This window comes from Sorangium sp. So ce302 (assembly GCF_051530145.1).
Taxonomy (GTDB): Bacteria; Myxococcota_A; Polyangia; order Polyangiales; family Polyangiaceae; genus Sorangium; species Sorangium cellulosum_B.
Genome location: NZ_CP150326.1, coordinates 11,110,683 through 11,135,765, shown reverse-complemented (window position 1 = coordinate 11,135,765; position 25,083 = coordinate 11,110,683). Strand labels below are relative to the sequence as shown.

Here is a 25,083-nt window from a genome sequence, read left to right as displayed (position 1 = left end):
GTTCAGCGAAAGTCGATGAGCTCGACGTCGAACACCAGCATGCCGGCGGGCGCGCCGGGCCGTGTGGGCTTGTCGCCGTAAGCGAGGTCGGCCGGTATCCAGAATCGCGCCTTCTCGCCTTTCACCATCAGCTGTAAGCCCTCGGTCCACCCCTTGATCACGCCACCCACCGGGAAGGTGGCCGGCTCGTCGCGGACGATGGAGCTGTCGAACATCTTCCCGTCGGTCGTCCAGCCCGTGTAGTGGACGACGGCGCGGCTCGTCGGCTTCGGGTGCTCGGTGCCCGTGCCCTTCTGCAGGACCTGGTAGGCGAGCCCGGAGGCGGTCTTCTTCGCGGTCTTCGGCGCCGCCTTCACGTCCTTCGGCGCGGGCGGCGGCTTCGGCGCGGGGGCGAAGTCGAGCAGCTCGACGTCGAACACCAGCATTCCGGCCGGGGCGCCCGGCTGGGCCGGCGTGTCGCCATAGGCGAGAGCCCCGGGGATCCAGAGGCGGCGCTTCTCGCCCTTGCTCATGAGCTGGAGCGCTTCCGTCCACCCCTTGATCACGCCGCCCACCGGGAAGGTGGCCGGCTCGTTGCGGACGATGGAGCTGTCGAACATCTTCCCGTCCGTGGTCCACCCCGTGTAGTGGACCGTCACCTTGTCGTCCGGGCCGGGATGCGCCGTGTCCTTGCCCGGCGCCAGCACCTTGGACGCGAGGCCCGATGCCGTCTTCTGCGCGTCGGCGGGCGGCGCCGCGACGTCCGGCGGCGCGGGCAGGCCGGCGGGCTCGGGCGGCGGCTGCGGCGAGGCGGCGGGCTCGGGGGTGGGCGCCGGCGGCGGGGCCGGCTTGACCGAGGCGCTCACCGGCGCGTCGGCGATCGCCTGTGAGGCGGGCTTCTGGTCGCACGCGGTGAGGGGGACGGCGAACATCGCAACGAGGACGAGAGAGAAGCGCTTCATGCGCGGCTTCATAGCTCGTCCGCCGTCGAGAGCCGGTATTTTTGTGAGGTGCACGCGTGAGGTGCACGCCGCGGTTCCGACGGCTCTGGATCCGATAGGGGCCGTCGGCGGTCGGCCGTCCGTCGTACCTCCACTCCGCCGTTCGAGGGCTCTCGACCCGACTGCGAGGACGGTCTAGCGTGCGCCCGCCATGGGGAGATCGATATATTTCTTCGGCGCAGGGCAGGCGGACGGGGACGCACAGCAGAAGGATCTGCTCGGCGGAAAGGGCGCGGGGCTCGCCGAGATGACCCGCCTCGGCATCCCGGTGCCGCCGGGCTTCACGGTCACCACCGAGGTCTGCAACGCCTATTACGCCTCGGGCAAGGCGCTCCCCGCCGGCGTCGCGGACGAGATCAAGGCGGCGATCGGCCGGCTGGAGTCGCTGCGCGGCGCGGAGTTCGGCAGCCCCGAGGCGCCGCTGCTCGTGTCGGTCCGCTCGGGCGCGCGCGCGTCCATGCCGGGAATGATGGATACCATCCTGAACCTCGGCCTGAACGACGAGATCGCGCGGGGGCTCGCGCGGCGCACGGGCAGCGAGCGATTCGCGCTCGACGCCTATCGGCGGTTCATCCTGGCGTATGCCGATATCGTGCTCGGCGTGCCCCGCGACCGCTTCGAGGAGGCGCTCGGCCGCGCGCGCAGGCAGGCCGCCGCGAAGCTCGGCGTCGACGCGACGCGCCTGAACTCCGCCGAGCTCGAGCGCAAGGTGCCCGACTCCCAGCTCGATCCGGAGTCGCTCGCGGCCTTGATCCAGCGCCAGAAGGATATCGTCCTCGGGGCGACGGGCCGCCCGTTCCCCGACGATCCCTACGCGCAGCTCTGGGGGGCGATCGGCGCCGTATTCGATAGCTGGAAGAACCACCGGGCCCAGGTGTACCGGAAGATGCACGACATCCCGGAGGCCTGGGGGACAGCTTGCACCGTCCAGGGGATGGTGTTCGGCAACCTGGGCGACGACTCCGGCACGGGGGTCGCGTTCACGCGTGATCCGTCGACCGGAGAGCGGCGCTTCTATGGCGAGTGGCTCCCCAACGCGCAGGGCGAGGACGTCGTCGCGGGGGTGCGCACGCCGCACCCGCTGTCGAGGATCGGCGCCGGCGAGGGCGGCGGCGGCGTGGACGACGAGAGCTCGCTCGAGGCGCGGATGCCCGCGGCGTACGCGGCGCTCGTCGAGGTGCAGGGCAAGCTCGAGCAGCACTTCCGCGACGTGCAGGACCTGGAGTTCACGATCCAGCAGAACGAGCTCTTCCTGCTCCAGTGCCGCACCGCCAAGCGCACGGGCCGCGCGGCCGTGCGCATCGCGGTCGAGATGGCCAAGGAGGGCCTGATCAGCCAGCGGGAGGCCATCCTGCGGGTGGATCCGGGCTCGATCGATCAGCTGCTGCACCCGAGCATCGACCCGAGCGCGCCGAAGTCGCTGCTCGCGCGCGGCCTGCCGGCGAGCCCCGGGGCGGCGACCGGGCAGGTGGTGTTCAGCGCGGACGAGGCGGAGCGGCGCGCGGGCCAGGGCAGGGCGGTCATCCTCGTGCGGTCCGAGACGTCGCCGGAGGACATCCACGGCATGAAGGCGGCGCGCGGCATCCTGACGGCCCGCGGCGGCATGACGAGCCACGCGGCCGTGGTGGCGCGGGGGATGGGCAAGAGCTGCGTCGCCGGCTGCTCGGCCATCAGCGTGAGCCAGGGCCGGATGGCGGTGACGATCTACGACGATCACGGGCGCGCGACCGGCACGATCACGGTGAAGGACGGCGATCTCATCACGCTCGACGGCGGCACCGGCACGGTCTACCTCGGGGCGGTGCCGACCATCCCGGCGGCGCTGAGCGGCGAGTTCGAGGAGCTCATGGCCTGGGCGGACGCGGTCCGGCGCCTCCGGGTGCGGTCGAACGCCGACACGCCGCACGACGCGAGGACGGCGCGCAACTTCGGCGCCGAGGGCATCGGGCTCTGCCGCACCGAGCACATGTTCTTCGACGAGGAGCGCATCCAGGCGGTGCGCGAGATGATCCTCGCGGACGGCGAGCTCGGGCGGCGGCGCGCGCTCGCGAAGCTGCTCCCGTTCCAGCGCAGCGATTTCGTGGGCGTCTTCCGGGAGATGGCCGGCCTGCCGGTGACGATCCGGCTGCTCGATCCGCCGCTGCACGAGTTCTTGCCGCAGGACGAGGCGCAGCTCCAGCAGCTCTCGAGGGCGACGGGCGTCTCCGCGGAGGATCTCCAGCGCAGGAGCGAGGAGCTCGCCGAGTACAACCCCATGCTCGGCCACCGCGGCTGCCGGCTGGCGATCACGTCGCCGGAGATCTACGAGATGCAGGCGCGCGCCATCCTCGAGGCGGCGTGCGAGGTCGCGGCGGCGGGCATCGACGTGGAGCCGGAGATCATGATCCCGCTCAGCATGACCCGGCGCGAGCTCGCCCTCACGCGCGAGCTCGTCGAGGGGGTCGCCGAGAAGGTCTTCGCCGAGAAGGGGCGGCGGGTCGACGTCCGGTTCGGGACGATGATCGAGCTCCCGCGCGCCGCGCTCAGGGCCGGCGAGCTGGCCGAGGAGGCCGAGTTCTTCAGCTTCGGCACGAACGATCTCACGCAGACGACGCTGGGCATCTCGCGCGACGACGCGGGCCGGTTCCTCGGCGCGTACGTCGAGGCCGGCATCTTCGCGAAGGATCCGTTCCAGTCGCTGGACGTGCCGGGCGTCGGAGAGCTCGTGGAGATCGGCCGGGATCGTGGGCGCGCGGCGCGGCCCGGGCTGAAGCTCGGTGTCTGCGGCGAGCACGGCGGCGATCCGAGCTCGATTGCGTTCTTCGAGCGGGCGGGGCTCGATTACGTGTCTTGCTCCCCGTTCCGCGTCCCCATCGCCCGCCTCGCCGCGGCGCAGGCGGCGCTCGCGGCCGAGGCCGCGAGGGGTCCGCGCGCGACGGACTGACACCCACCCTCCGGCGACATATGCCCGGACAGGGCGTCGGGACATCCGTTCTCACGAGCGTGCTTTGATTACGCTCGTGCGAGCTTTGGTATCTCGCCAAGTCTGCTAAACCAGGAACCTCGCTGTTCATCGCCGGTGTCTCGCCGGGCGCGCCTGCCTGCCCGAGCCGCTCCACCGCGCGCTGGCGAGACATGGAGGTTTCATGCGTCATCTCGGCGTCTCCTCTGCGCTCCTCGCATTTCTCGGGGCCGCGACATCGGGTGCGTTCGTCGCGGTCGGCTGTCACGCCTCGGGTTCGCACGTCGAGATCGGCGCGAGCGGCGGCGCGCCCGGCGACGGCGGAGGCGGCGCGGGCGGCGGCGGCGCGCCCGAGGTCGGCAGCGGCAGCGGTGATTTCGTTCCGGATAACGGCCTTGGCGGGGCTGCCCCTGGCGACGACGACGCCGGCGCCGGCGATGCTGCCGTGAACCCGTGCGGGACCCAGTGCGGTCCCGAGGAGCTCTGCGATCTCAACCACCTCGGCCTCGACGACGACTGCGACGGTCAGGTCGACGAGACGTGCTCCTGCGTCGCGGGGCAGGCGCACGCGTGCTTCATGGGCGATCCGTCGTACCGCGGGGCGGAGGGGTGTTTTCCGGGCACCGAGCTTTGCAACGAGGTGGGCGTCTGGGGGCCGTGCGTCGGCGGCAGCCACGCGACCGAGGCGTGCTTCAGCGAGAACCCCGCGGGGTGCCACGCGCTGAGGGTGCCTCCGTTCGCGAACGTGGATCTGAAGGAGGGGACAGGCACGTTCAGCGTGGACGCCGAGCCTGGCTCGGAGACCTGGAGCGTCGTTTGCCCCGCGGGCATCGACCCGTGTCCGGCGGTCTCCGGGGCGAGCCCGGCGGATGATTACAAGCCGCTCCAGTCGGGGGAGTACAAGGTCATCTACACGAAGCGCCTCGCCGACGGCGCGACCGGCTCGTGCGATTATGCCCTTTACGTCGGCGCGCCCGGCCTCCGGGTCGAGCTCGAGTGGGAGCACGACCTCGGCGGCGAAGGGGTGGATCTCGATCTGCACCTGCACAAGCCGGGCGACACGCGGCCGTGGGCGGTCGCCGGCTCGCCGGACGACTGCGGTTACAACAACTGCACCGTGGACACGCTGGGGTCGGATCCGGAGCTCCGGTGGTTCAGCGACGGCGCGTCGCCGCCGGAGCCGGTGAGCTGGTATCTGGACCCGGAGGAGGCCAAGAACACGTGTTATTACGCCCCTCGCGGCGCCGGGCAGGCGTGGCGCGATCTCGGCCAGGGTTGCTACAACCCGCGGCTCGATATCGACAACATCACGTGCGACCCCGACGTCACGGACCCGGACAGCGATGATTTTTGCGCGCCCGAGAACATCAACGTGGATTTTCCGCCGTTCGGGCAGTGGACGCGGATCGGCGTCCATTACTACTCGGCGCATGGCCGGAACTACGCGGTTCACCCGCGGATCAAGATCTTCTGCAATGGCTCCCTCGGGGCGGATCTCGGCCCGACGGGGTTCTACGACCCGGAGGCGCCCGTCACGTTCGCGCCGGCCGACGGGAGCACCCGGTACTGGCTGGTCGCCGACGTCGCGTTCGTCGAGGGGGGGGAGTGCGGGGAGGACACCTGCGTGGTGAGGCCGCTGTACGAGGACGAGACGCTGAAGACGCCGCTGCTGACGACGCGGTCGTCGGTGGAGTCGAGCTTCGGTCCGGCGTACCCGCCGCCGCCCTGATCGCCGGTCTCCCCGGGGCCGCGGGGGCGCCCGCGGCCCCGCGCGCGGGCGCTTTACAGGGGCGGCGGGGCGGTGCACGCTAGCGGCATGGGCATCTTCGACCGGATGGGAAAGGTCATCTCGAGCAACGTCAACGCGCTCCTCGACAAGGCGGAAGATCCGAAAAAGTCGCTGGATCTCATCGTCGAGGAGATGAAGGACCAGGTCCGCGCGGCGCGGAAGGAGCTGGTCGACGCGGTGGCGGCCGAGAAGGTGCTGCGCAAGAAGGTCGACGAGCTCGACGCCGAGGCGGAGAAGTGGGAGAAGCGCGCCGAGCTCGCGCTGAAGGCGAACGACGAGAAGCTCGCGCGCGAGGCGCTCGTGCAGAAGAAGCGGGTGGTGGGCGAGCGCGACCGCGCCGAGGCGATGCGCGCGGAGCAGCGCTCCGCGGTGCTCTCGATGAAGACCGAGCTCGAGCGCATGGAGGCCAAGCAGGAGGAGTTCCAGGCGCGGAAGGGCACGCTCGCGGCGCAGATCCAGCAGCAGCGCGCCGGCGGCGGCGCCGAGGGGCTCGGGGCGAGGGGCGGCCAGAGCGCCTTCTCCGAGTTCCGGCGCATGGAGGAGCAGGTCGAGGGACAGGTGGCGCAGGTCGCGGCGTCGCGCGAGATCGAGGAGGCGATCTCCGGCGGCGGGCTCTCGGCGGCCGAGCTGGAGGCGAAGTTCGCCCAGCTCGAGCACGGCCGCGGCAGCGCCGGCGCCGGCAGCGCGGACAAGCCGGGCGGGTCGGCGGTCGACGACGAGCTCGCCGCGCTGAAGAAGCGGATCCGGATCGGGTCCTGAGGGGCTGAGAAGAGCGGCGGGAGGGCGGGGAGCCGCGGCCGTCCTCGCCGGACGCGCCGCGGCGGCGCCGGCGCCGCATCGAGCGCCATTTCGCCTCGGCGAGCATCCTTCCTTCGAGAGTGACGAAGGCTCCATGACGGAGCGGTGGGGGCGACCTCCCGCATTTCGGAGCGACCGCCGCGGGCGCGTCGCGAGAGTGCGGGTTCAGCCGTACGGGCCGATATTTTTTGCGTACCTGTAGCTCATGTTACGCTACCGCGCGTCACAGAGAGCCGAGGTGCGCATGAAGTGGAGTTCGATCGTCTTTCTTGGGTGCTTGCTGGTTGCCTGCGGGGATGATGAGATCAGCTTTGGTAGCGGCGGCGCGGGCGGGACTGCCGAAGGTGGCGGCGGCGCGGGCACCGGCGGCAAGGCGGAGGGCGGAGGCGGCGCGGGCACCGGCGGCAATGCGGAGGGTGGTGGCGGCGCGGGCACCGGCGGCAGCGCCGAAGGCGGAGGCGGCGCAGGCACGGGCGGCAGCGCCGAAGGCGGAGGCGGCGCAGGCGCGGGCGGCAGCGCTGAAGGCGGAGGTGGCGCAGGCACGGGCGGCAGCGCCGAAGGCGGAGGTGGCGCGGGCGGCAGCAGCCTCGATACGACGGAGCTCGCGATCGCTTCCGACGAAACCGCCACGGCGGGCTGCGCGACGTTCGTGGACGGGGCCTGGGGGGTCGGGGAGACCGACTTCATCGACGGTGAGCCCACGAACGACGATTGCGCCCTGGTGCCCGTGCTGGTCGAGGGGACTCCCTACTGGATCACGTCGGGTGAGTTCGAAGGGGACATCGATATCGACGGCCTGGAGCACTCGTTCTCGACCGCGGCGGCGGCGATCGACGAGGGGAGTTATTCGATCGTCCTCCGCAACTTCACGTTCGAGGAGCTCTTCACCGGAAGTATCGAGGTGGCGGACGTGACGGAAGACGCCGTCACCCTCTCGATCGAGTAGCGCACGTCGCAGATCAAGCAGCACGCCGCCGCCCGACAGAGGCCCCACCTGACGGAGAGGAAAAACGTAAAGGGCGCGACCAGGTAAGGCGGCTCGCGTGCGCGCGGCGCCGTTGCGCTGGTCGCTCTCGCTGGTTGCGACTCCTCATTAAGCCGCTCGCCGCCGCGTAAGGAGTTCCGCGTGCGGGCCGCCGTGGGCGAGGTCGCGCGGCGCGGCGGCCGCGCGACCTCGCCGGACGCCGTGAGCTCGGGCCAGCCTGCGATGAAGCGTGCTGGATTTCAATCTCGTGCAGGTCTCCAATATTCAAGGGTTACCCGACGAGCTGCGCTTCGACGAGACCTTGGCGCTCGCAATCCGGCGCTTTGACCGGGACGATCAAGGAGCCCGCATCCATCAGGAAGACTTCGCTCAGGTCCTCAACGTGCGGCCTCGGGACAAGTACAAGGGCCACAACTACGCGACGATCGCGAACATTGTACGCACCGTATCGGGCGAGGCCGATTACGAAGAGCTGGTGCGCCGCCTCGTCTTCGTCGTGCTGAGCGGAAACGCCGACGCGCACCTGAAGAACTGGTCGCTCGTGTACCCCGACGGCCGCCGTGCGCGGCTTTCGCCTGCCTACGATCTCGTCTCCACGATCGCCTATGGCCCCGGTCTGGACCAGCGCCTCGCCTTGCGGCTCTCCGGGGAGAAGGACTTCTCCCGCATCACCCGAGCTCACTTCGAAAGGCTGGCCGAGAGGATCAATGCGTCGCCCGAACTCACGAGCGACATCGTGTCCGAGACGTCGTCGCGCGCGCGCGACGCGTGGTCCACGCTACGCGGATCGTTGCCTATCGCCCCCGGCGCGCGGAACGCGCTGGATCAGCACCTAAACACGAGCCCGCTCTAACCGCACGCGGGCGTAGCAGGTCGGCGCTCGCATCCTACGGAGGGCTGCGGGGTCGTGCAGGAGCGCGGCGTTCAGCTGAGCCGGGCACCGGGGGTCCGTAGTGCGGCGACGACCATGCGCGAAGTCCGCCGCCCTGAAGGCGCGCGGCAGGACGAGGGCGGCTGCCTCGCCGAAGTGCGACTGTAGCACCAGCCCCTCGCGCCTCACCCGCGGCGGCGCGCAGCGACGGTGCGGAGAGGTTCCCCGGGCAGGCAGCGAGCTCCTGGAGCGGGGCTGCGCAAGAGGCCGCCGCTTGCCAGGCTCGCTCGCCGGTGCTCGAGCGGGATCGAGCGACCCGGTAGCTTCGTGCACGCTCGAGATCGCACGTCCTCCGCGCTGCGCGAGGGGGCTGCGCCGCGTGGCGTTCGATTTGATGAGAAATGGATGACTCCAAATGCAATGCTCGGCTCGCTCCTCTGGGCTGTTGCGATAACCCGGCGGCCGCGGCAAAGCTGCGCCGTGCGCCCTGCCTCGATCGAGCCGACCCGCTGGGATTCCCCGCGATGCGATGACTACGAAGATATCGACGCGGTCCGCCGGTACGAGCGCGAGGTGCGCGTCTGTCGAGCCCACAGCGAGCCCTTCTCCGTCACGCCGCTCAGCGGTCGAGTCGACGGCGACTACGCCGTGGCGAGCGGGAGCGGGGGGCGGTACGTCGTCGATCTCGTGGACGCCAGCGCGCGCCACGACACCTGCTCTTGCCCTGATTTCCTGGGCAATCAGCTCGGCACGTGCAAGCACCTCGAGGCGGTGCGCCGCGCGGTCGCGGAGCGTCCGGCGTGGCGCCGCGCGCTCGCCCGGATCGACGCACCGGCGCGGCCCACGCTCACGGTCGACGCGCAGGATGGCCTGCGCCTGCTCGCGGTCGGCGCGTGGCCCGCGTCGCTCCGCGAGGAGCGCACGCGCCTCGTCCAGGCGGGCGGCCTGCTGAGGATGGCGTCGGAGGGAGCTCTCGGGAATCACGCGCCCGCGTCCCGGATCGTCCACGCGGCGTTGCCGGCGGCGGAGCGGCTCGCGGGGGCGATCTGGCACAAGCGCCGCCGGCGCTCGCTAGAGGCGCAGGCGGGCCGCGAGCAAGGCGCGCTGGAGGCTCTCGGGCTGCCGCTCTTCCCGTACCAGCGCGAGGGCGTGCTCCACCTCTTCCGCAACGGGCGGGCGCTGCTCGCCGACGACATGGGCCTCGGCAAGACCCTCCAGGCGATCGCGGCGTGCGAGCTCTTGCGGCGACGCGGCGAGGCGCGGCGGGTCCTCATCGTCACGGCGGCGTCGCTCAAGCACCAGTGGGCGCAGGAGATCGCGCGGTGGACGGGCGAGCGCGCCGCGGTGCTCGGCGGCTCTCCCGCGCAGCGCACAGGGGCGCTCGCGCTGGAGGCGGCCTACACGGTGCTGAGCTACGAGCTCACCTGGCGCGAGCTCTCGCGGCTCCAGGCGCTCGCGGCGGACGTGCTGGTGCTCGACGAGGCGCAGCGCGCGAAGAATTTCCGCACGAAGACGGCCGCGACGCTGCGCGCGATCCCGTCGCGCTTCCTGTTCGTCCTCACGGGGACGCCGGTCGAGAACCGCCTCGACGACCTGTACGCGCTGCTGCAGCTCGTCGACCCGGCACTGCTCGGGCCGCTCTGGCGGTACAACGTCGACTTCCACCGGCAGGACGAGCGGGGCAGGATCGTCGGCTACCGGAACCTAGGGGAGCTGCGCCGCCGCGTCGCGCCGGTCGCGCTCCGGCGCGAGCGGGCCGAGGTGCTGCTCGATCTGCCGCCGCTCCTCGAGCAGACGCGGTACACGCCGCTCACGCGGGAGCAGCGCGAGCTCGAGGCGGACTACCGCGCGCAGGCGGCCCGGCTGCTCGCGATCGCGGAGCGCCGGGCGCTGCGCAAGGAGGAGCTGGACCGGCTCATGATGATGCTCATGAAGGCGCGGCAGGCGTGCAACGCGCTGGAGCTGTGCGATCCGAGGCGCCGCAAGAAGGCGTCGCCGAAGCTCGACGAGCTGGAGGCGCTGATCGCCGAGGTGACGGCGCAGCCCCGGAACAAGGTCATCGTGTTCTCCGAGTGGGTGGGGATGCTCGAGCTGGCCAGCGAGCGGCTCGACCGGCTGCGCGTCGGCCACGCCATGCTCCACGGCGACGTGCCGACAGAGCGCCGCCCGGCGCTGCTCGACAGGTTCCGGGACGACCCGGCGGTGCGGGTGCTCCTGAGCACGGACGCCGGCGGGGTGGGGCTCAACCTGCAGGCCGCGAGCTACGTCGTTCACCTGGATCTGCCGTGGAACCCTGCGCGCCTCGACCAGCGCACGGCGCGCGCGCACCGCCTGGGCCAGGCGCGCAGCGTGAGCGTGACCTACCTCTGCGCCGAGGAGGGTATCGAGCGAGGCATCGAGGGCATCTTGGGCGAGAAGCGCAAGGTGCTGGTGGCGTCGCTCCGGGCCGACTCCGCGGTGGAGGAGCTCGCGGCGCCGAGCTTCTCGGTGGTGCTGCGCGAGATGCGGCAGGTCCTGGCGGCGGCGGACGAGAGGGCGGGGGAGGAAGGCGACGTGGCGGTGGAGGAGAGCGCCGCCGCGCCCGCCGAGGACGGAGGGGCGGCGGGCGCCGGTGTGCCGGCGCTGATGTCCGGGTGGCCGGGGGGCGAGGCGTCCCCGGCGAACGACGCGGCGATGTCGGCTGCCGCGCACGAGGTGGCGCCGGAGCAAGCGGCCGCGGAGGCGGGGGGCCATGGCGGGGGCGGGCGCACGCGGACGGCGGGCCCGCGGGCGATGGCGGCCCGGACGGCGGCCGAGGAGAGGCTCCGGCTCGCGCGGGTGGTGCTGGACGCCGGCTTCGCCGCGGACGCCGCTCGCGCGGCCTACGAGGCGCTCGCCGGGACCATCGCGGGCTTGCTGGAGGGGCCGGCGCCCGAGACACACGCGGCGCTCGTGACGGTCGTGTACCGCGACCTCGTGCCGGCTGGCGGGCTGCCTGTCGAGGCCCACGCGGTGCTCGCGCGGCTGCACGACCTCGGCTCCCTGGCGCGGGCGGGCGTGCCGCTCGACCCCGCGCTCGCCAGGGCGGCGGTCGACGAGGCGGGGCGCTGGGTCGGCCGGCTCGGGGGCGCGGTGCCCGGCTGACCCCCGGAGCGCTGGCCGCGGGGCGGGGTTCGCGTCGCTCCGACCTCCGCGGTCCGAGGGTTGCGGACGGGGTCGATCACCTGACATGTCTCGGCATCATCGCGTCTCGCGCGCAGAGCAGAGAGCGCGTGCGCAGGGAGCGGACTACGGTCCCGCGTCGGTCGCTGCCGCGCGGCGATCCTCCTCTGGAAGGCGCGTCGTCGCTGCTCGGCATGAATGTCTCGGCTGCGCGCCGCATCGGAGGGACGCGCACCGTATCGATTCGTGGTGCCCGGCGGGGACCCTCGGGCATCGCCTGCGCTTGAGGAGATCGCGATGGGTCGCAGCCGATTCCGTTGGGAGCGCGATCGATCGGGCCGGCCGGTTCGCGCAGAAAGCGCTGTTGTTCGCGCAGGAAGCGCTGTTGATAGACAGGCGCAGGGCGGGGGCGCGCGCGGCGCGCGGTGGGACATCCGGGGGCTTCGCCCCGGCTGCGCGGCGATGGGTGGTGGGGTGCTTTGGCCGATGGTGGGGTCTTTGGAACCGCCAAGCACGTCGAGAAAAGCACAAAGATCTTGGCGTCTTATGGCGCCTTGGCGGCTCCCTCATTCCGGCGATCCCGCGGTGCTCGGCCAAGGGAACCGCGGAGGCTCACGGCCTGATCTCTGCGGGCTGGCCCATCTCGTCCGGACCAGAATGCGCCGGATCAAGTCGCGCTAAATTACTAAATTGTGTTGTCAGTGGTCGACTGATTCATCTATAGATCTAATCGTGGGGGACTGCGCGCGCATGGCGCTCCCGCGTCGCGGGGGGTATCAGGGCGACGGTGGGCTCTCATGGCCATTGGACCATTGGCGGAGGGTATGATTCATGGACAAGCACATTCGATATGCTCTATCGACCCTGCTCGCGGCTGCGTCGCTGGGCATGGCGGGAACAGCTCACGCATACGTGACCATCACGGGGGATGTGTCGCCCGGAAACCCGAGTGACCCGTGGGATCTGGGGCCGGGCACCCTCCGCGTGGGCGGCGCGAGCAACCCCTGGGAGCCCACCTTCACCAGCGGGGAGGTGATCGTCGCGAGCGGCGGGCAGCTGCTCAGCGCGGGCGCATTGGTGGGGAATGATCGCAGCGGCACGGTTCAGGTCATCGGGTACGGCTCGAAGTGGACCAACAGCGGATCCATCCAGATCTGCGTCAGCGGCGATGATTGTCATGGGCTGCTCGTCGTCCAGAGCGGGGCCGAGGTGCTCACCGAGGATCTCGTGGTGGGCGATCGATCCTCGCAGAACCATGGGGTCCTGCGCGTCGAAGGGTATGACGCCACCGTGACGAGCCTGGGGGATACGTACGTCGGCCTCAGGGCGCAGGGCAGCGTCGAGCTCAAGCAAGGGGCGAGCTTCTTCTCGAACAATGTCTACATCGGCGGTGCGTCGGGCTGCTCGAGCTGCAACGGCCACGTGACCGCGGCAGGCTCAGGGACGAAATGGGTGAGCACAGGAGAGTTCGTCGTGGGGATGTACAGCCTGGGCACGCTGGACATCGACCGGGCCGAGGTCTCCACGATCAATGCCAGGATCGGTTACCGAGATGCTCTGATGCGCCCCACGGCCAGCGTGCGCGGTTGGGGTGGCACGTGGACCAACCAGGGGCTCTTTCGCGTGGGGACGGTGCAAGGGAATGGCGAGCTCGCCATCGGGGCATACGGGACCCTCGTGACGGAAGATACCGAGATCCATTCCGAGCTCGGCGGGGCCTTCATCAAGGTGAATGACGTCTACGCGTCATGGCTCAACAGCGGCGACGTCACCGTCTTTGCCAGCGGCAACCGGTCTCCGTCGATCGTGGTCGGCAAGGACGCCTTCGTGAGCATCGGCGGCCTCCTCCGGACCGCGCCGAAGGCCGTCGGCCTCTATCCCTACCTGGGGCCCTCCGTGCGCCTCGAGGACGGCGACCTCGTCGCGGGCGCCATGGAGATCGAGGAGGGAGACCTCGACTTCGCCGGCGGGCGCCTCGAAACCGGCAGCTTCGTGGGAGATCTCGCCAACACGCAGTCGGGCGAGCTCTCGGTCGGAGAGGCTCACCCGGCGACGGCCATCGTCGGCAGCTACAGCCAGGGGCCGAGGGCCACCCTGAGGATCGTCGTCGGGGGATCGAGCCCCTCGCCGCTTCTCGAGGTCGACGGGGACCTCCTCGTCGATGGGGCGCTGCAGGTCGTGCCGGCCGACAGCTCCGTGTCGTTTCAGGTCGGGGACACCATCGCCCTGCTGGGCTGGGGCGGTGACCTCGCGGGGACGTTCGCCGCCGTGAACGTCGCCGTGCCGCTTGCCCCAGGCCTCGCCTGGGACACCTCGGCGCTCTACAGCACCGGCGAGATCACCGTCGTGCCCGCGACCTGATCACGCCACGCCCCGGCGCCCACGCCTACTTCGGCCCCGCCCTTCCGATCGCGATCACGTTCTGCTGCGCCGCCGGCTTGCCGCCCTCGTTCGCGGAAACGAACGCGCGCGGGTGCGCCCTGAGGAGCGTGACGGTGAGGGTGATGCCCCAGCCGTCGTTGGTCTTGAGCTCGGCGTGACCGTGGCTGTCCTCGACCGCCAGGATCAGCCGGCCGAGCGGCTCGAGGCCGGCCGGCGCGGAGCCGGGGGCGGTGAGCACGCGCTGGAGCGCCGACTCCGGCAGCCCCAGGCCGAAGCCGACGTCCAGGATCGAGAGCTGCACGCCCTGGGGCGCCTCGCGCACCGACACCACGGGGCCGTGGCCAGGGAGCCCGCGGCCCGCGACGTCGGTGAGGAACGCCTCGAGCACCTGCCCGAGCTCGCCGCGGTGGCCGAGGGCGTGAGTGGCGCCGCGGATGGGCTCGAGCCGCACGGCCCGGCCCGTCGCGCGGGCGGCGCTCGCGACGGCATCGGCCACGACGTCGCCGAGCTGGAAGGCGCAGAGCGGATCGGCGGCGTCGCGCACGGCGAGCGGCCGCACGTTGTCGGACACCGGGGCCGCCTGCTGGACGGGGATCAGCGCAGCGACGTAGCCCGCGATCCACGAGGAGCCGTCGGACTCGCGCCGCAGCGGGCGCACCGAGAGCACGGCCGGCTCGGGCGCGCTGACGCTCAGCTCGATGCCGTCGTCGCTCGCCATCACGCTGGAGAGCGACACGGCGGCGTCGCTCGCGGACGTGGCGCCGAGGACGTCGCCCAGCGTGAGCGAGCCGGGCGGGAGCGCCGCGCTCGCGCTCTCCGCAGGCACCGTGACGTCGCGCGCCCGCAGCCACTTCGCGAACTCGGGCGCGACGAAGCGGACGTCGCCGAAGGCGTCGGCGTACAGCAGCCCGACCGGCGCGCTGCGCAGCAGCGACCCGAAGAGCTGGAGGTCGTCGAGCGCGACGCGCGCGCCCTCGACCAGGTCGTCCTCCGGCGAGCGGCCGCCGCGCGCCTCGCCCGCGCCGCCCTGCGCCGTGCGCGCGAGGCGCTTCCTGCGCAGGAGCAGCGCGAGCTCGCGGCCGACGTGCTCGGCCCGCTCCGGCTCGCGCGAGAACGTCTGCTCGGCGACCGGGCCGCAGAAGAACACGTACCCCTCGATCTCGCCGAACGCGATGAGCGGGACCACGACCGCCGGCATGTCCTGCTTCGTCAGGAACCGGCGCGAGAGGCGGATCGCCGGCACGCCCTGCTCGCTGCTGTACGGGGGGCGGCGGACGTCGTTGCGGCGCTCGGCGACGAGGCTCTCGCCGCCGCCCTGCCGATCGTTCCAGAACCGGAGGTGCCAGCTCCCCGCGGGCAGCTCCGCGACGAGCACGAGATCGGCCGGGTGCGCCTGCTCCGCGAGGCGCGCCACGCGCGGCCAGAACTCCTCGTCCGGCAGCGTGTGGACGCCCTGCATGCGGAACAGCGCGGCGCGGTGGATGAGCTCGGCCGCGCGATCGACGGAGCGCTGGACGACGAGCCCGCGCACGATCATGACCCCCGCGAACGCGACCGCGAGGCCGAACAGCGCGCTCGGCAGCGCGATGAGGCTCGCCTCGGCCCGCGCGGCGAGCACGCCCTGCCCCGCCGCGAGCGCGAACACGCCGAGGAACAGCGCGGCCGTGGCGACAAGGCTCCCGTAGCGGCGGCGCGCGATCCACACGAGGCCGCCCGCGAGCAGCACGAACAGCGCCGGCACCCACGCCGGCGCCGAGGCGCGCCTGCCGCCGTCGAGCAGCCCGCCGAGCACCGCGGCGACGCCCCTCGCCGGCGGCAGGGCCGACGTCGCGACCGCCTGGGGCGCAACGCCGCCGGCGCCCACCGCGACCACGGCGACGCGGCCCTCGAGCGCGCTCGCGGGGACCTGGCCGTCCGCCAGATCGCGCAGGCTGACCGCCGGGACGCTCTGCGGCGCCTTCTTGAGCACCCAGGGCGCCGCCGAGACGCCGAGCGCGCCGAGCTCCGGCGCGCGCTCCCCCGCCGCGAGCGGGAAGAAGCCGACGACATCGCCGGCGCTCAGGCGGAGCAGCTCGGGCGGCATCCGGACGACCGGCGCGGCGCCCGCGGCGCTCGTGGCGCTCGCGGCGCCCGCGCGGCTCGCGGCGCCGCCGCAGAACGCGTCGGCCGGGGGGATCAGCAGCGCGCCGCGCGCGCGCCCGCGCTCGAGCAGCCCGGGGAGCGAGCGCTCGCAGAGCCCTTCGCGCAGCGCCTCGGGCGAGGCCGTGACGAGCAGCACCTGCGCGGAAGGCGCGGCGTCGGCGAGCGCGGACGCGGTGAGGCCGCGCGCCACGTAGTCGAGCCGATCGAGCGGCGCCACGGCGGCGATCAGCGCCCCCGCGACGATCGAGAGCACGTCAGGCGTGAGCCACCCGAAGCGCGTCGCCTCCGCCTGCGCGGCCATCGGGCGCGCGATGCGAAAGGGCTTGGGGATCCGCGGACGGTAAGTCTTCGCCATAATCGCTGAAGGCCGCGGCCCTCGAGGGGGGCGCGGGACGCCCCGGGCAGCCTGAGCGTCGCATCGTGGTCGAATCAATACAATTGTCCACCCGGGCCCGCCGCGCCAAAAACATCGGCTGTGCGACGAGAAGGTCGCTCCCTAGGGCCCCAGGCGCAGCCGTTGCGCCCGCCTCTATCGTCCTCCGGTGCGCCGCGATCTCCGACCTGGCCGTGGCGCCGCGGTGAATCCCGGGCCGCGGCGCCGCGGCGAAGCGGTTCGCGACAGGGTGCGACGTGATGCTCCCAACGCTCCGCCGACGCGCGTTGTGTTGCGGGCGGCGCACGTGTGATGCGACGTCAGCGCGCTGTGACGATTCGGCTGGATCGGCCTGTCGGAAGGGGTTTGAATCCTTGGTGCGTATGCGCCGTGCTTCACCTGTGCTTCGTGCCGCGCCCGTCCTTGGTCTGCTCAGCTTGGTCAGCAGCGTGGCCTTCTCGGCCTCTGGCTGTGGCTGCGAGTCGGATGTGCAGATCGCAGATTCTTCGGGCAGCGGGGGCGCAGGCGGCGGCGCCAGCAGCGCGACCGGGAGCGGCGGCGGCGGCGGCGCGGCCGGGAGCGGCGGCGGCGGCGCGGCCGGGAGCGGCGGCGGCGGCGCGGCCGGGGGCGGCGGCGGTGGGGCGGGCGGCGCTGGTGGGGAGGAGCTGCCGGACGAGCTGCCCGACTTCACCGAGGAGGAGCGTGAGCCCACCGAGGCCACCGACGGCATCCCGAGCCCGCTGCCGGGCGTGTACACCGACAAGGGCGTGGCCGGGGGCGACGAGGTGGTCCGCGCGCTGATGGGCTTCCCGATCCGCAACTCGGGGCTGCTCGAGCAGCGGATCGCCGAGATCTACGACCCGGCGGGTCCGCGGTTCCGCCAGTACCTCACCCGGGACGAGTGGATCGCGGCGTACGCGCCGCGGGAGCGCGACGTGCACCTCGTGAAGCTCTGGCTCGAGGAGCAGGGGATGCAGGTGAACTTCACGGCCACGAACCGGCTGCTGATCCAGTTCACCGGCACGGTGAGCCAGTTCAACGAGACCTTCGACACGGAGCTCCGGGTCTTCGAGCGGGAGAACCCTCAGGCGGGGAATCCGCCCTTCGACGTCTTCGGCTCCCTCGGCCAGCTCACCGTGCCGACGTGGGTGTCCGATCGCACGACCGGCATCATCACCGCGGATCTCGCGGCGAGCACCCGGCCGCTCCCGGGCGAGGCCGGGGAGATCGAGCCGGATCCGCCGGCCGGCGTGGAGGGCGGGCTGACCCCCGCGCAGATCGCGGGCGCGTACGACGTCGACGAACTCTACGAGCTCGGGTTCACCGGCGAGGGCGTGAAGCTCGGGGTCACGATCGGCGCGACCTTCAAGTACAAGGACCTGCAGTCGTTCTGGCGGGCGCTCGGCGTGGAGCGGGCGAACCCGCTGGTCGTCCAGACCATGGAGCCGGTCTCGACGCGCTATGTGGAGTCGACGCTCGACGTGGCGTGGTCGGGCGGCCTCGCGCCGGGCGCGGACCTCGTGGTGTACCAGGGCCCCGACGCGCGCAACACGTCGATGGTCTACACGTTCAACGAGGCCATCGGCCGCGGCGAGGTGTCGGTCATCACGGACTCGTTCGCCCACCGCGAGGACTCCGAGCCGCCGGCCGTGCGGCTCCAGTACCACCGCTCGGCGCAGATGGCCGCGGCGCTCGGGATCACCGTGGTCGCGGCGACCGGCGACTCGGCGCAGACCGACACGCCCTCGGCGAGCCCGTACGTGACCGGGGTCGGCGGGACGTCGCTCTCGCTCGACGAGGACGGCGAGGTCGAGGACGAGCGCGCCTGGTCCGGCTCCGGCTCCGGCCCGACGCTCTCGTTCCCGATCCCCTCCTGGCAGGTCGGGGTCGTCGAGGGATCCGGCGGCAAGCGGGCGGTCGCGGACGTCGCCATGCACGCCGCGACCTCGCCGAGGCCGTACTGGGTCTACTACCTCGGCGAGTGGCGGACGTACGGGGGGACGTCGTTCTCGGCGCCCGCGTTCGCGGGGCTCATCGCCGTGGTGAACAGCTACCGCGCCGCGCAGGGCCTGCCGCGCGCCGGGTTCCTCAACTCGATCCTCTATACGACCCCCGCGGTGCAGGCGACGTTCCGCGACGTCGTGCGCGGCGAGACGGAGTTCTTTGCCGCGGGGCCCGGCTGGGACTACCCGACGGGCTGGGGCGCGCCGAGCGCGATCGGCCTGGCCACCTCGCTGCCGTAGCGCGCCCGCGCCGGCAACCGCGCCGGGCGGCGGCGCGCGCCGACCCGCCCCGCCGCCGCCGTCCCGCCGCATGCTCGAGAACCTGCCGCTCTTTCCACCGAACGGGCTCGATCGGAGCCTCCACACCGCGGTCCTGATCGGCCTCGTCTTCGGGACGTTCTTCACCGAGACGCTCGGCTGGACGTACGCGGGGCTCGTCGTGCCCGGCTACCTCGCGACGGTGTTCTTCGCGGCCCCGGTCACCGCGGTGTTCATCGTCGCGGAGTCGATCGTGACGTACCTGTTCGTCGCGCTGATCGGCCGCTGGATCACCCGGACGGGCGCGTGGTCCACGGCGTTCGGGCGCGAGCGGTTCTACCTGTTCATCGTCGGCGCGGTGATCGTGCGGCTCTTCGTCGAGGGCTTCGTCGTGCCCGAGGTCTCGGCGCGCTACGACTTCGTGCACTCGCGGGAGCTCTACAGCATCGGGCTCGTGCTGGTGCCGCTCATCGCGAACGCCTTCTGGAACAGCGGCCTCCTGCGCGCGGCGCCGCGGCTCGCGCTCGTCACGGCGCTGACGGCGCTCGTGCTCGGCGTGCTGCTCCGGACGACGAACCTCTCGGTCTCGCGCTTCCAGGTGCTCAACGAGAGCCTGTCGCTCGAGTTCCTCGAGCTGCCGAAGGCCCACATCATCCTGGTCATCGGCGCGCTGCTCGGCGCGCGCAACAACGTCCGCTACGGGTGGGACTACAACGGCATCCTCGTGCCCGGCCTGCTCGCCGTGGCGTGGTACGAGCCGACGAAGCTGCTCACGACGACGATCGAGGCGCTGGTCGTCTTCTACCTCTCGCGCTGGATCACCTCGGTCCGCCCGTTCTCGCGGATGCTGCTCGTGGGGCCGCGGCGGATGATCTTCGTGTACCTGCTCGGCTTTTTCGTGAAGATGGCGATCGGCTTCGCCATGGTGCGGTACGCGCCGGGGCTGCAGATGGTCGACTACTTCGGCTTCGGTTACCTGCTCCCGAGCCTGCTCGCCGTGAAGATGTGGAACAAGGAGCACGTCGGCATCGTGATCATGCCGACGATCCAGGTGTCGCTCACCGCGTTCCTCGTCGGCAACGGCGTCGGCTACGCGCTCGTGGCGCTCGGCTGGGGCGGCGCGCCGCCGCCGCCCGCGGCCGCGGCGAGGCCGCTGCCGCGCATCGAGAGCGCCGCGCTGTCGCTCGTGCTGGCGGACACGGCGCCCCGGCCCGGCCCGCGCCCGAGGGCGGCCGCGATCGCCGCCGACATCGAGTCGCGGCGGATCGCCCACCGGCTCGCGCGCAGCGTGCTGCGCGACGGGCGGCCGGCGGACGAGCTGCTCGGCGCGGCCGAGCGCGCGCGGGTGTCGGTGGCGCGGGAGGGCGACGGCGAGCGGCCGTGGTACGTGCTGAGCCCGCGGTTCGACGATCCGGACGACACGCCGAGCGCGCCGCGGGCGGCGATCCGCAAGCGCGTCGGCCGGAGCCCGACGTCCGCGCCCGAGTGGCTGGTGCTGGCCGCGCCCACCGAGCTCGGCTCGGCGCTGCCGGCGGTGGCGCTTCGGGTCGCGGAGCTGCTCGACGCGGCGGGGGTCGTGCTCCTGTCGCGCCACGGGGCGCTCCGGCGCCACGACGAGGCGTTCGTGGCCGCGATGATCGACGCCATGGAGAACCCCCAGGTGCTCCTCGTCGAGCCGGGCGGCGGCGACGGGCCGGAGCTCAGCGTGGTCGGCTCGCCGGCGGGGCTGCCCGTTGTGTCGATCGGCCTGGGGCTCGGCGCCGAGACGGCGATGACGTTCCGCCCGGCGGCGGAGCCGTCCACGCCCCTCGGCGACGCGCCGCGCTTGCACGTGCCGCGCGAGGTCGCCGAGGCGGTCGGCGCGCGCTCTCTCGGCGCGCCGGAGGCCGTGCGCTGGACCGGGACGCTCGAGGAGGAGCTCGCGAAGCGGATGGTGTCGTTGACGGAGGTCCAGCCGGGCCGCTTCCGCCCGCCGTCGCTCGAGGAGCTCAGGCTGTTCGACGCCGTGGTGGCGCCGCGGCTGATCGCGGCGGCGACGCGCCCCGGCGGCGCGTCCGGCGCGGCGCCGCCGACCGCGTGGGAGCGGGCGATCCTCGGGCGCCTCGGCTTCCGCGAGGTGCGCATCGGCGGCACCGACGCGGCGCCGGCGGCGTGGGGCATCGCGGAGCCGGGGCCGGCCGAGGGAGGCCCGGAGCGGCGCGGGAACCCGGCGTGGCTCGTGCTGGCTCATGCGTCGGCGTCGCCGCCAGCGGCGTCGACGAGCGCCATCTTGCCCGCGGCGCCCTCGACGGAGGCGGTCAGGTCGCCGCTGACGGGCGCGATGCTCGTCGAGGTGCCCGCGCCGCGGTGGCAGATCGGGGCGTTCGGCGCGGGGCTCGCGCTCGCCGACGCGCTCTCGGCGCAGTCGCTGCTGCTCGCCGGGGCGGTGCCCACGGCGGAGCCGAGCGGGGCCGCCGACGTGCGGCGCGCCGAGGGGCTGCGCAGCTACTTCCAGCGGGCGCACGAGGTCTGGGTCGGGGACGGCGGCAACGCGCTGTCGGTGCAGGCGATCGAGGCGGATCGGACCTACGAGCGGGACGCGGTGATCTCGTTCGGGTACGAGGTCGTGCGGCCGGGGCACGTGCCGACGTTCGCGGGGCCGCTGCTGGAGACGCTGCGCGATCTCGAGCTGCGCGTGGGGATCTTCGACGGCACGCGCGAGCAGGTGCCGTTCAGCGGCGCGACGGACATGGCGATGGCCTACGCGAAGCGGTTCGCCGAGGGGCGGTTCGCGATCGTGTACCTGGGCAGCGCGATCCGGCGCTTCTTCGAGCTCCGGCGCTTCGTCGAGCCGGGGCAGGGGGAGACGCGCCTCGAGGCGCGGCTCGCGCGGCTCGGCGTGACGCCCGAGCCGATCGACGTGGCCGCGCGGGCTCAGGCGCTCGCGTCGTGCGCGGGGAGCGCCGGCGCAGGAGCGAGCGGGGACGAGCTCTGCCCGACCCGGGGTGTGACCGCAGCGTGCGATCTCTCCGCTGCGATAGAGCCCTTCCGGCGCTACACGACCGAGCGGAACCCGTATTACCTGAGGGCGCACTTCGCGACGCAGGCGACGCCGACGGCCGGGCCGGCGAAGGCGGACGCGCCGCGGGCAGCGGTGGCGGACGCGACGCGGGCCGGGTCGGACGCGTCGCGGGCAGCGGTGGCGGTTGTGCCTCGGGCAGGGCTGGCGGCCGCGGCGCGCGCCGCGGCGGCGGCCGCGCTGCGTGGGAGCGCGCCGGCCGCGCCGCGGCGCGAGGCGCAGTGCCATGTGGAGATCGGGCGCGACGTGATCACGGGGCGCCCGTGGGTCATCGCGGCGCGGCCGGGGGAGGCGCAGCTGCTGCCGATCGACGGCGCGCTCGTCGCGGTGCCGGGCGCGGCCGTGCCCGGCGGTTCGCGGCTGCGGCGCGCGGTCACCGTCGGCACGAGCGCGCTCCGGGTCGATGCGGCCGGGCCCGGGGCGGCGCCGCAGCGGGGGGCCCCGTGACCGCCCCGGCGAAGCGCCGCGAGCCGGCGGGTCGCGCGGCGCCCGCGCCGCCGCGCTCCCACGCGGCGCGGCCGCCGTCGCGGGCGCGCCTGGCGACGGCGGGGTTCCGCGCCCGCGACGGCGCGCCGCGCAGGGCGCTGAACCCGCGGTGGCTGATCGCGATGGCGCTGCTCGGGGTGACGGCGTTCGCGCTCTCGCAGCTGTCGAGCGCGCCGCCGCTGGGCAGCGCGCTGCCGGCCGAGGACGAGATCCTCGCCTACCACATCGAGCCGGAGCGGGACCTCGTGATCAAGGTCCCGGCCGAGATCGACGCGGTGGAGGTGACGACCTGGGGGAGCGTGAGGGTCGACGCCTGCGACTCGGCGAGGCGCTACCCGTACGGGTTCGTCGCGGCGTTCGTGAACGAGCGCGGGGAGGAGGTCGCGCGGCACGCGATCGATCTGGAGAGCCGGGTCAGCTGCGATCCGGATCGTCCGCTCGGCGAGGGCGAGTACGCGGCGCGGCTCGCGAGCGGCGGGGGCGCGGTGACGGACCCGCGCTCGACGCTGCTCATCACGCACGACGTGCTCCCGCAGGGCGGGCAGGTGCGGCTCCGGGCGAAGCCCGCGGTGGGGAGCGACGGCGGCGACGGCGCGCGCGTGCCGAGCGAGCTGACGATCCTGTCCCGGCTGGAGGGGCGCTACCAGCGCAGCGAGGCGTCGCGCGCCGTCTACGAGCAGAGCCTCGACGCGGAGGAGCGGCGGCAGCTCGGGCTCCGGGCGTCGGCGCTCGGCTTCGCCGACCTGCCGGAGCCGGCGCGGAAGGAGCTGCTCCGGGGCTGGGCGCGGCGGCTCGAGGCGGGGGGCCGCGAGGGGATCGATTACGAGATGTCGCGCCTGCTCTTGCGGCGGTTCCGGATGCCGTACCCGCGCGCCGAGGGGCGCGGCGCGTCCGAGTTCGGGATCGGCGAGCGCCGCGCGGCCGCGCTGAACTTCCGCGGCCCGCTGTCGCTCGACATCGAGGGCCCGCCGGGCCGCACGGTGCGGGTCGCCGACGGCGCGAGCGGGTCCGCGAGCGTCGAGCTCGGCCCGCTCGGGAGGGCCACGGTGCGGCTCCTGCGGGAGGACATCCGGACGGTGGTGATCGACGGCGTCGGCCCGGATTTCGGCGTGCGGTTCGGCGCGCCGGAGGCGCAGGCGATGCAGCAGATCGGCGAGATCGTCCACCCGGCGATGCCGTCGCCCGCGGGCGCGGGCGGCCCCGGCGCCGCGCCGGGGGCGCTCCCGCCGGGGGCCGCCGCGGAGCCGTCCGCGGCGCGAGCGGAAGCGGCTCCGGCGCGGCTGCAGACGCCGCCGGACGTGCGGATCGTGCGCTACCTGGCGCTGGATCCGAGCGACCCGGTGATCGCGCGGATGGCGCCCGGGCAAGAGCTCCTCGGGCTGCTGATCCGGACGGAGCTCGACGCGAGCGGGGGCGCGAACCAGGGCGACGCGACGGTGGTGGCGCGGTGGGGTCCTGGGCCGTCGGAGCGGGCCGAGCTCAAGGTGACGCTCCCGCGATCGCGGTTCGAGTGGTGGAACGAGGGGTTCGACGCGTCCGAGCCGCGGCTCGCGATCCTCCGGCCGCCGGCGGGGGTGGAGCGGATCGAGATCACGGGCGACGCGAGGACGCGCCTGCGGCTGCGCGCGATCGAGCCGGGCGTGAACGAGACGCTGTACCGGCTGCCGTACCGGGTCACGCTGGCCGAGGACGAGACGTGGCGCTACGCGCCGTTCGACGTGAGCACGTGGACGGACGTCCGGGCGTTCAACCTCGACGATCTGGAGCGGAAGGAGCGCTTCTCGGATCTGCGCGAGCAGGTGCGGATCGAGCGGGCGGGGGAGGGCGCGAGGTCGAACGCGGATCGGCCGGAGCGGGTGCTCGTCCCGGAGCACGCGCCGGTGCGCCGGCGGCTGCTGATGCCGGCGTGGCAGTCGGCGGGGGAGCCGTCGCCGGGCGACGCGTGGACGCCGCTGCTCGTGGCGAAGGACGTGCGGGTGGACGGGGCGGGGGCGCGGGCCGGGCGGCTGTCGGTGATCTACCGGGCCGCGCGCGCGTCGCTGGGCAAGGAGGTGGCGGTGCGCGTGGACGGCGAGGTGGCGCTGAAGGAGCCGATCGTGGCGCTGTCGGGGTCGCTGCGGGTGGCGGCGCCGGCGGGCGCGCGGCGGGTCGAGGTCGAGGGGCTGGGCGAGACGGGGGTGGCGTACACGGACGCGCCGCCGGCGAACGGCGGGGCGATCGTGCGCCGGCGCGACGTGTTCGAGCTGACGCGCGGCCGGCCGATGACGTACGAGTTCGAGCAGGAGGCGGGCGAGACGCTGCACCTGGTGCTGTTCGTGGTGACGCCCGGGGAGAACGCGGACTACCGGATCCGGTACCGGCTCGAGGGGGCGAAGCCGGCGTCGCGGGAGGCGGCGTTCTTCCGGCGGGTGACGATCCCGGACGGCGTGCTGGCGGGCCGCGGCGGCGACCTGACGCGCGCGACGCTGTGGGAGGCGGCGACGGAGAAGCGTGGCACGGACGGGGTGGGGCGCGCGGTGATCCGGCTGGGCGACGACCTGGCGCCGGGGGAGCGCGCGGTGCGGCTGTCGCTGCTGGGGGCGCAGCCGGGCGATACGGGGGAGCCGGCGAAGGCGGTCTGGGTCGGGGCGGTGCTGGTCGGGCAGAAGGCGCCGGGGCGGGACGACGGGCCGAGGCTGTGGGTGGAGGACGATCCGTGAGGAGGAGCGGGGGGCGCCGTAGCGCTCGGCTGCCGCACCCCGTGAGGCGCCGCGCACGGGGCGCTACGTTCAAGGCGACCTGGAGAGTGCGTCTTCCAGGGACCTCGGCAGTGGCGCTGTCGTACCGCTCGTGGCTCGATCAGAGTAGCAACGCATAGTCGGTTTTCCCCTCGGCGA

Annotated in this window: 12 protein-coding genes; 10 read left to right on the top strand and 2 right to left on the bottom strand. The window is 73.2% G+C overall.

Features of this window, described 5'->3' with window-relative positions; translation table 11 throughout:
• Positions 1-2: 2 nt before the first annotated feature.
• Positions 3-941, bottom strand: coding sequence for an FKBP-type peptidyl-prolyl cis-trans isomerase (locus tag WME73_RS42100; protein ID WP_437741911.1), 939 nt, complete (start codon positions 939-941; stop codon positions 3-5).
• 190 nt (positions 942-1,131) lie between these two features.
• On the opposite strand from WME73_RS42100, the gene ppdK reads away from it, so the two are divergent.
• From ppdK to WME73_RS42065, 7 genes are all read left to right on the top strand, one after another.
• Positions 1,132-3,903, top strand: coding sequence for a pyruvate, phosphate dikinase (gene ppdK, locus WME73_RS42095; protein ID WP_437741910.1), 2,772 nt, complete (start codon positions 1,132-1,134; stop codon positions 3,901-3,903).
• A gap of 202 nt (positions 3,904-4,105) precedes the next feature.
• Entirely contained in the window at positions 4,106-5,650 is a 1,545-nt protein-coding gene (locus WME73_RS42090) for a hypothetical protein (RefSeq protein ID WP_437913265.1), read from the top strand.
• Positions 5,651-5,737: 87 nt separating this feature from the next.
• Entirely contained in the window at positions 5,738-6,469 is a 732-nt protein-coding gene (locus WME73_RS42085; protein WP_437526597.1) for a PspA/IM30 family protein, read from the top strand.
• Between the two features lie 283 nt (positions 6,470-6,752).
• Positions 6,753-7,454 (top strand): hypothetical protein, encoded by a 702-nt coding sequence (locus WME73_RS42080; RefSeq protein WP_437913263.1) that lies wholly within the window; start codon positions 6,753-6,755, stop codon positions 7,452-7,454.
• A gap of 268 nt (positions 7,455-7,722) precedes the next feature.
• Positions 7,723-8,346, top strand: coding sequence for a type II toxin-antitoxin system HipA family toxin (locus WME73_RS42075; RefSeq protein WP_437913261.1), 624 nt, complete (start codon positions 7,723-7,725; stop codon positions 8,344-8,346).
• Between the two features lie 498 nt (positions 8,347-8,844).
• Positions 8,845-11,487 (top strand): DEAD/DEAH box helicase, encoded by a 2,643-nt coding sequence (locus WME73_RS42070; protein WP_437913259.1) that lies wholly within the window; start codon positions 8,845-8,847, stop codon positions 11,485-11,487.
• Positions 11,488-12,336: 849 nt separating this feature from the next.
• A complete protein-coding gene (locus tag WME73_RS42065; protein ID WP_437913257.1) occupies positions 12,337-13,866 on the top strand; it encodes a hypothetical protein in 1,530 nt (509 codons plus the stop codon).
• Between the two features lie 25 nt (positions 13,867-13,891).
• Here WME73_RS42065 and WME73_RS42060 read toward each other — a convergent pair whose 3' ends face one another.
• Positions 13,892-16,330: a hypothetical protein gene (locus tag WME73_RS42060; protein ID WP_437913255.1), complete on the bottom strand. Its 2,439-nt coding sequence runs from the start codon at positions 16,328-16,330 to the stop codon at positions 13,892-13,894.
• Positions 16,331-16,890: 560 nt separating this feature from the next.
• Between WME73_RS42060 and WME73_RS42055 the strand changes: the two genes are divergently transcribed.
• From WME73_RS42055 to WME73_RS42045, 3 genes are all read left to right on the top strand, one after another.
• Positions 16,891-18,645, top strand: coding sequence for a S53 family peptidase (locus WME73_RS42055; RefSeq protein ID WP_437913253.1), 1,755 nt, complete (start codon positions 16,891-16,893; stop codon positions 18,643-18,645).
• Between the two features lie 70 nt (positions 18,646-18,715).
• A complete protein-coding gene (locus WME73_RS42050) occupies positions 18,716-22,168 on the top strand; it encodes a poly-gamma-glutamate biosynthesis protein PgsC/CapC (protein ID WP_437913251.1) in 3,453 nt (1,150 codons plus the stop codon).
• A complete protein-coding gene (locus tag WME73_RS42045; RefSeq protein ID WP_437913249.1) occupies positions 22,165-24,906 on the top strand; it encodes a hypothetical protein in 2,742 nt (913 codons plus the stop codon). The genes WME73_RS42050 and WME73_RS42045 overlap by 4 nt, the downstream gene beginning before the upstream one ends.
• Positions 24,907-25,083: the final 177 nt, after the last annotated feature.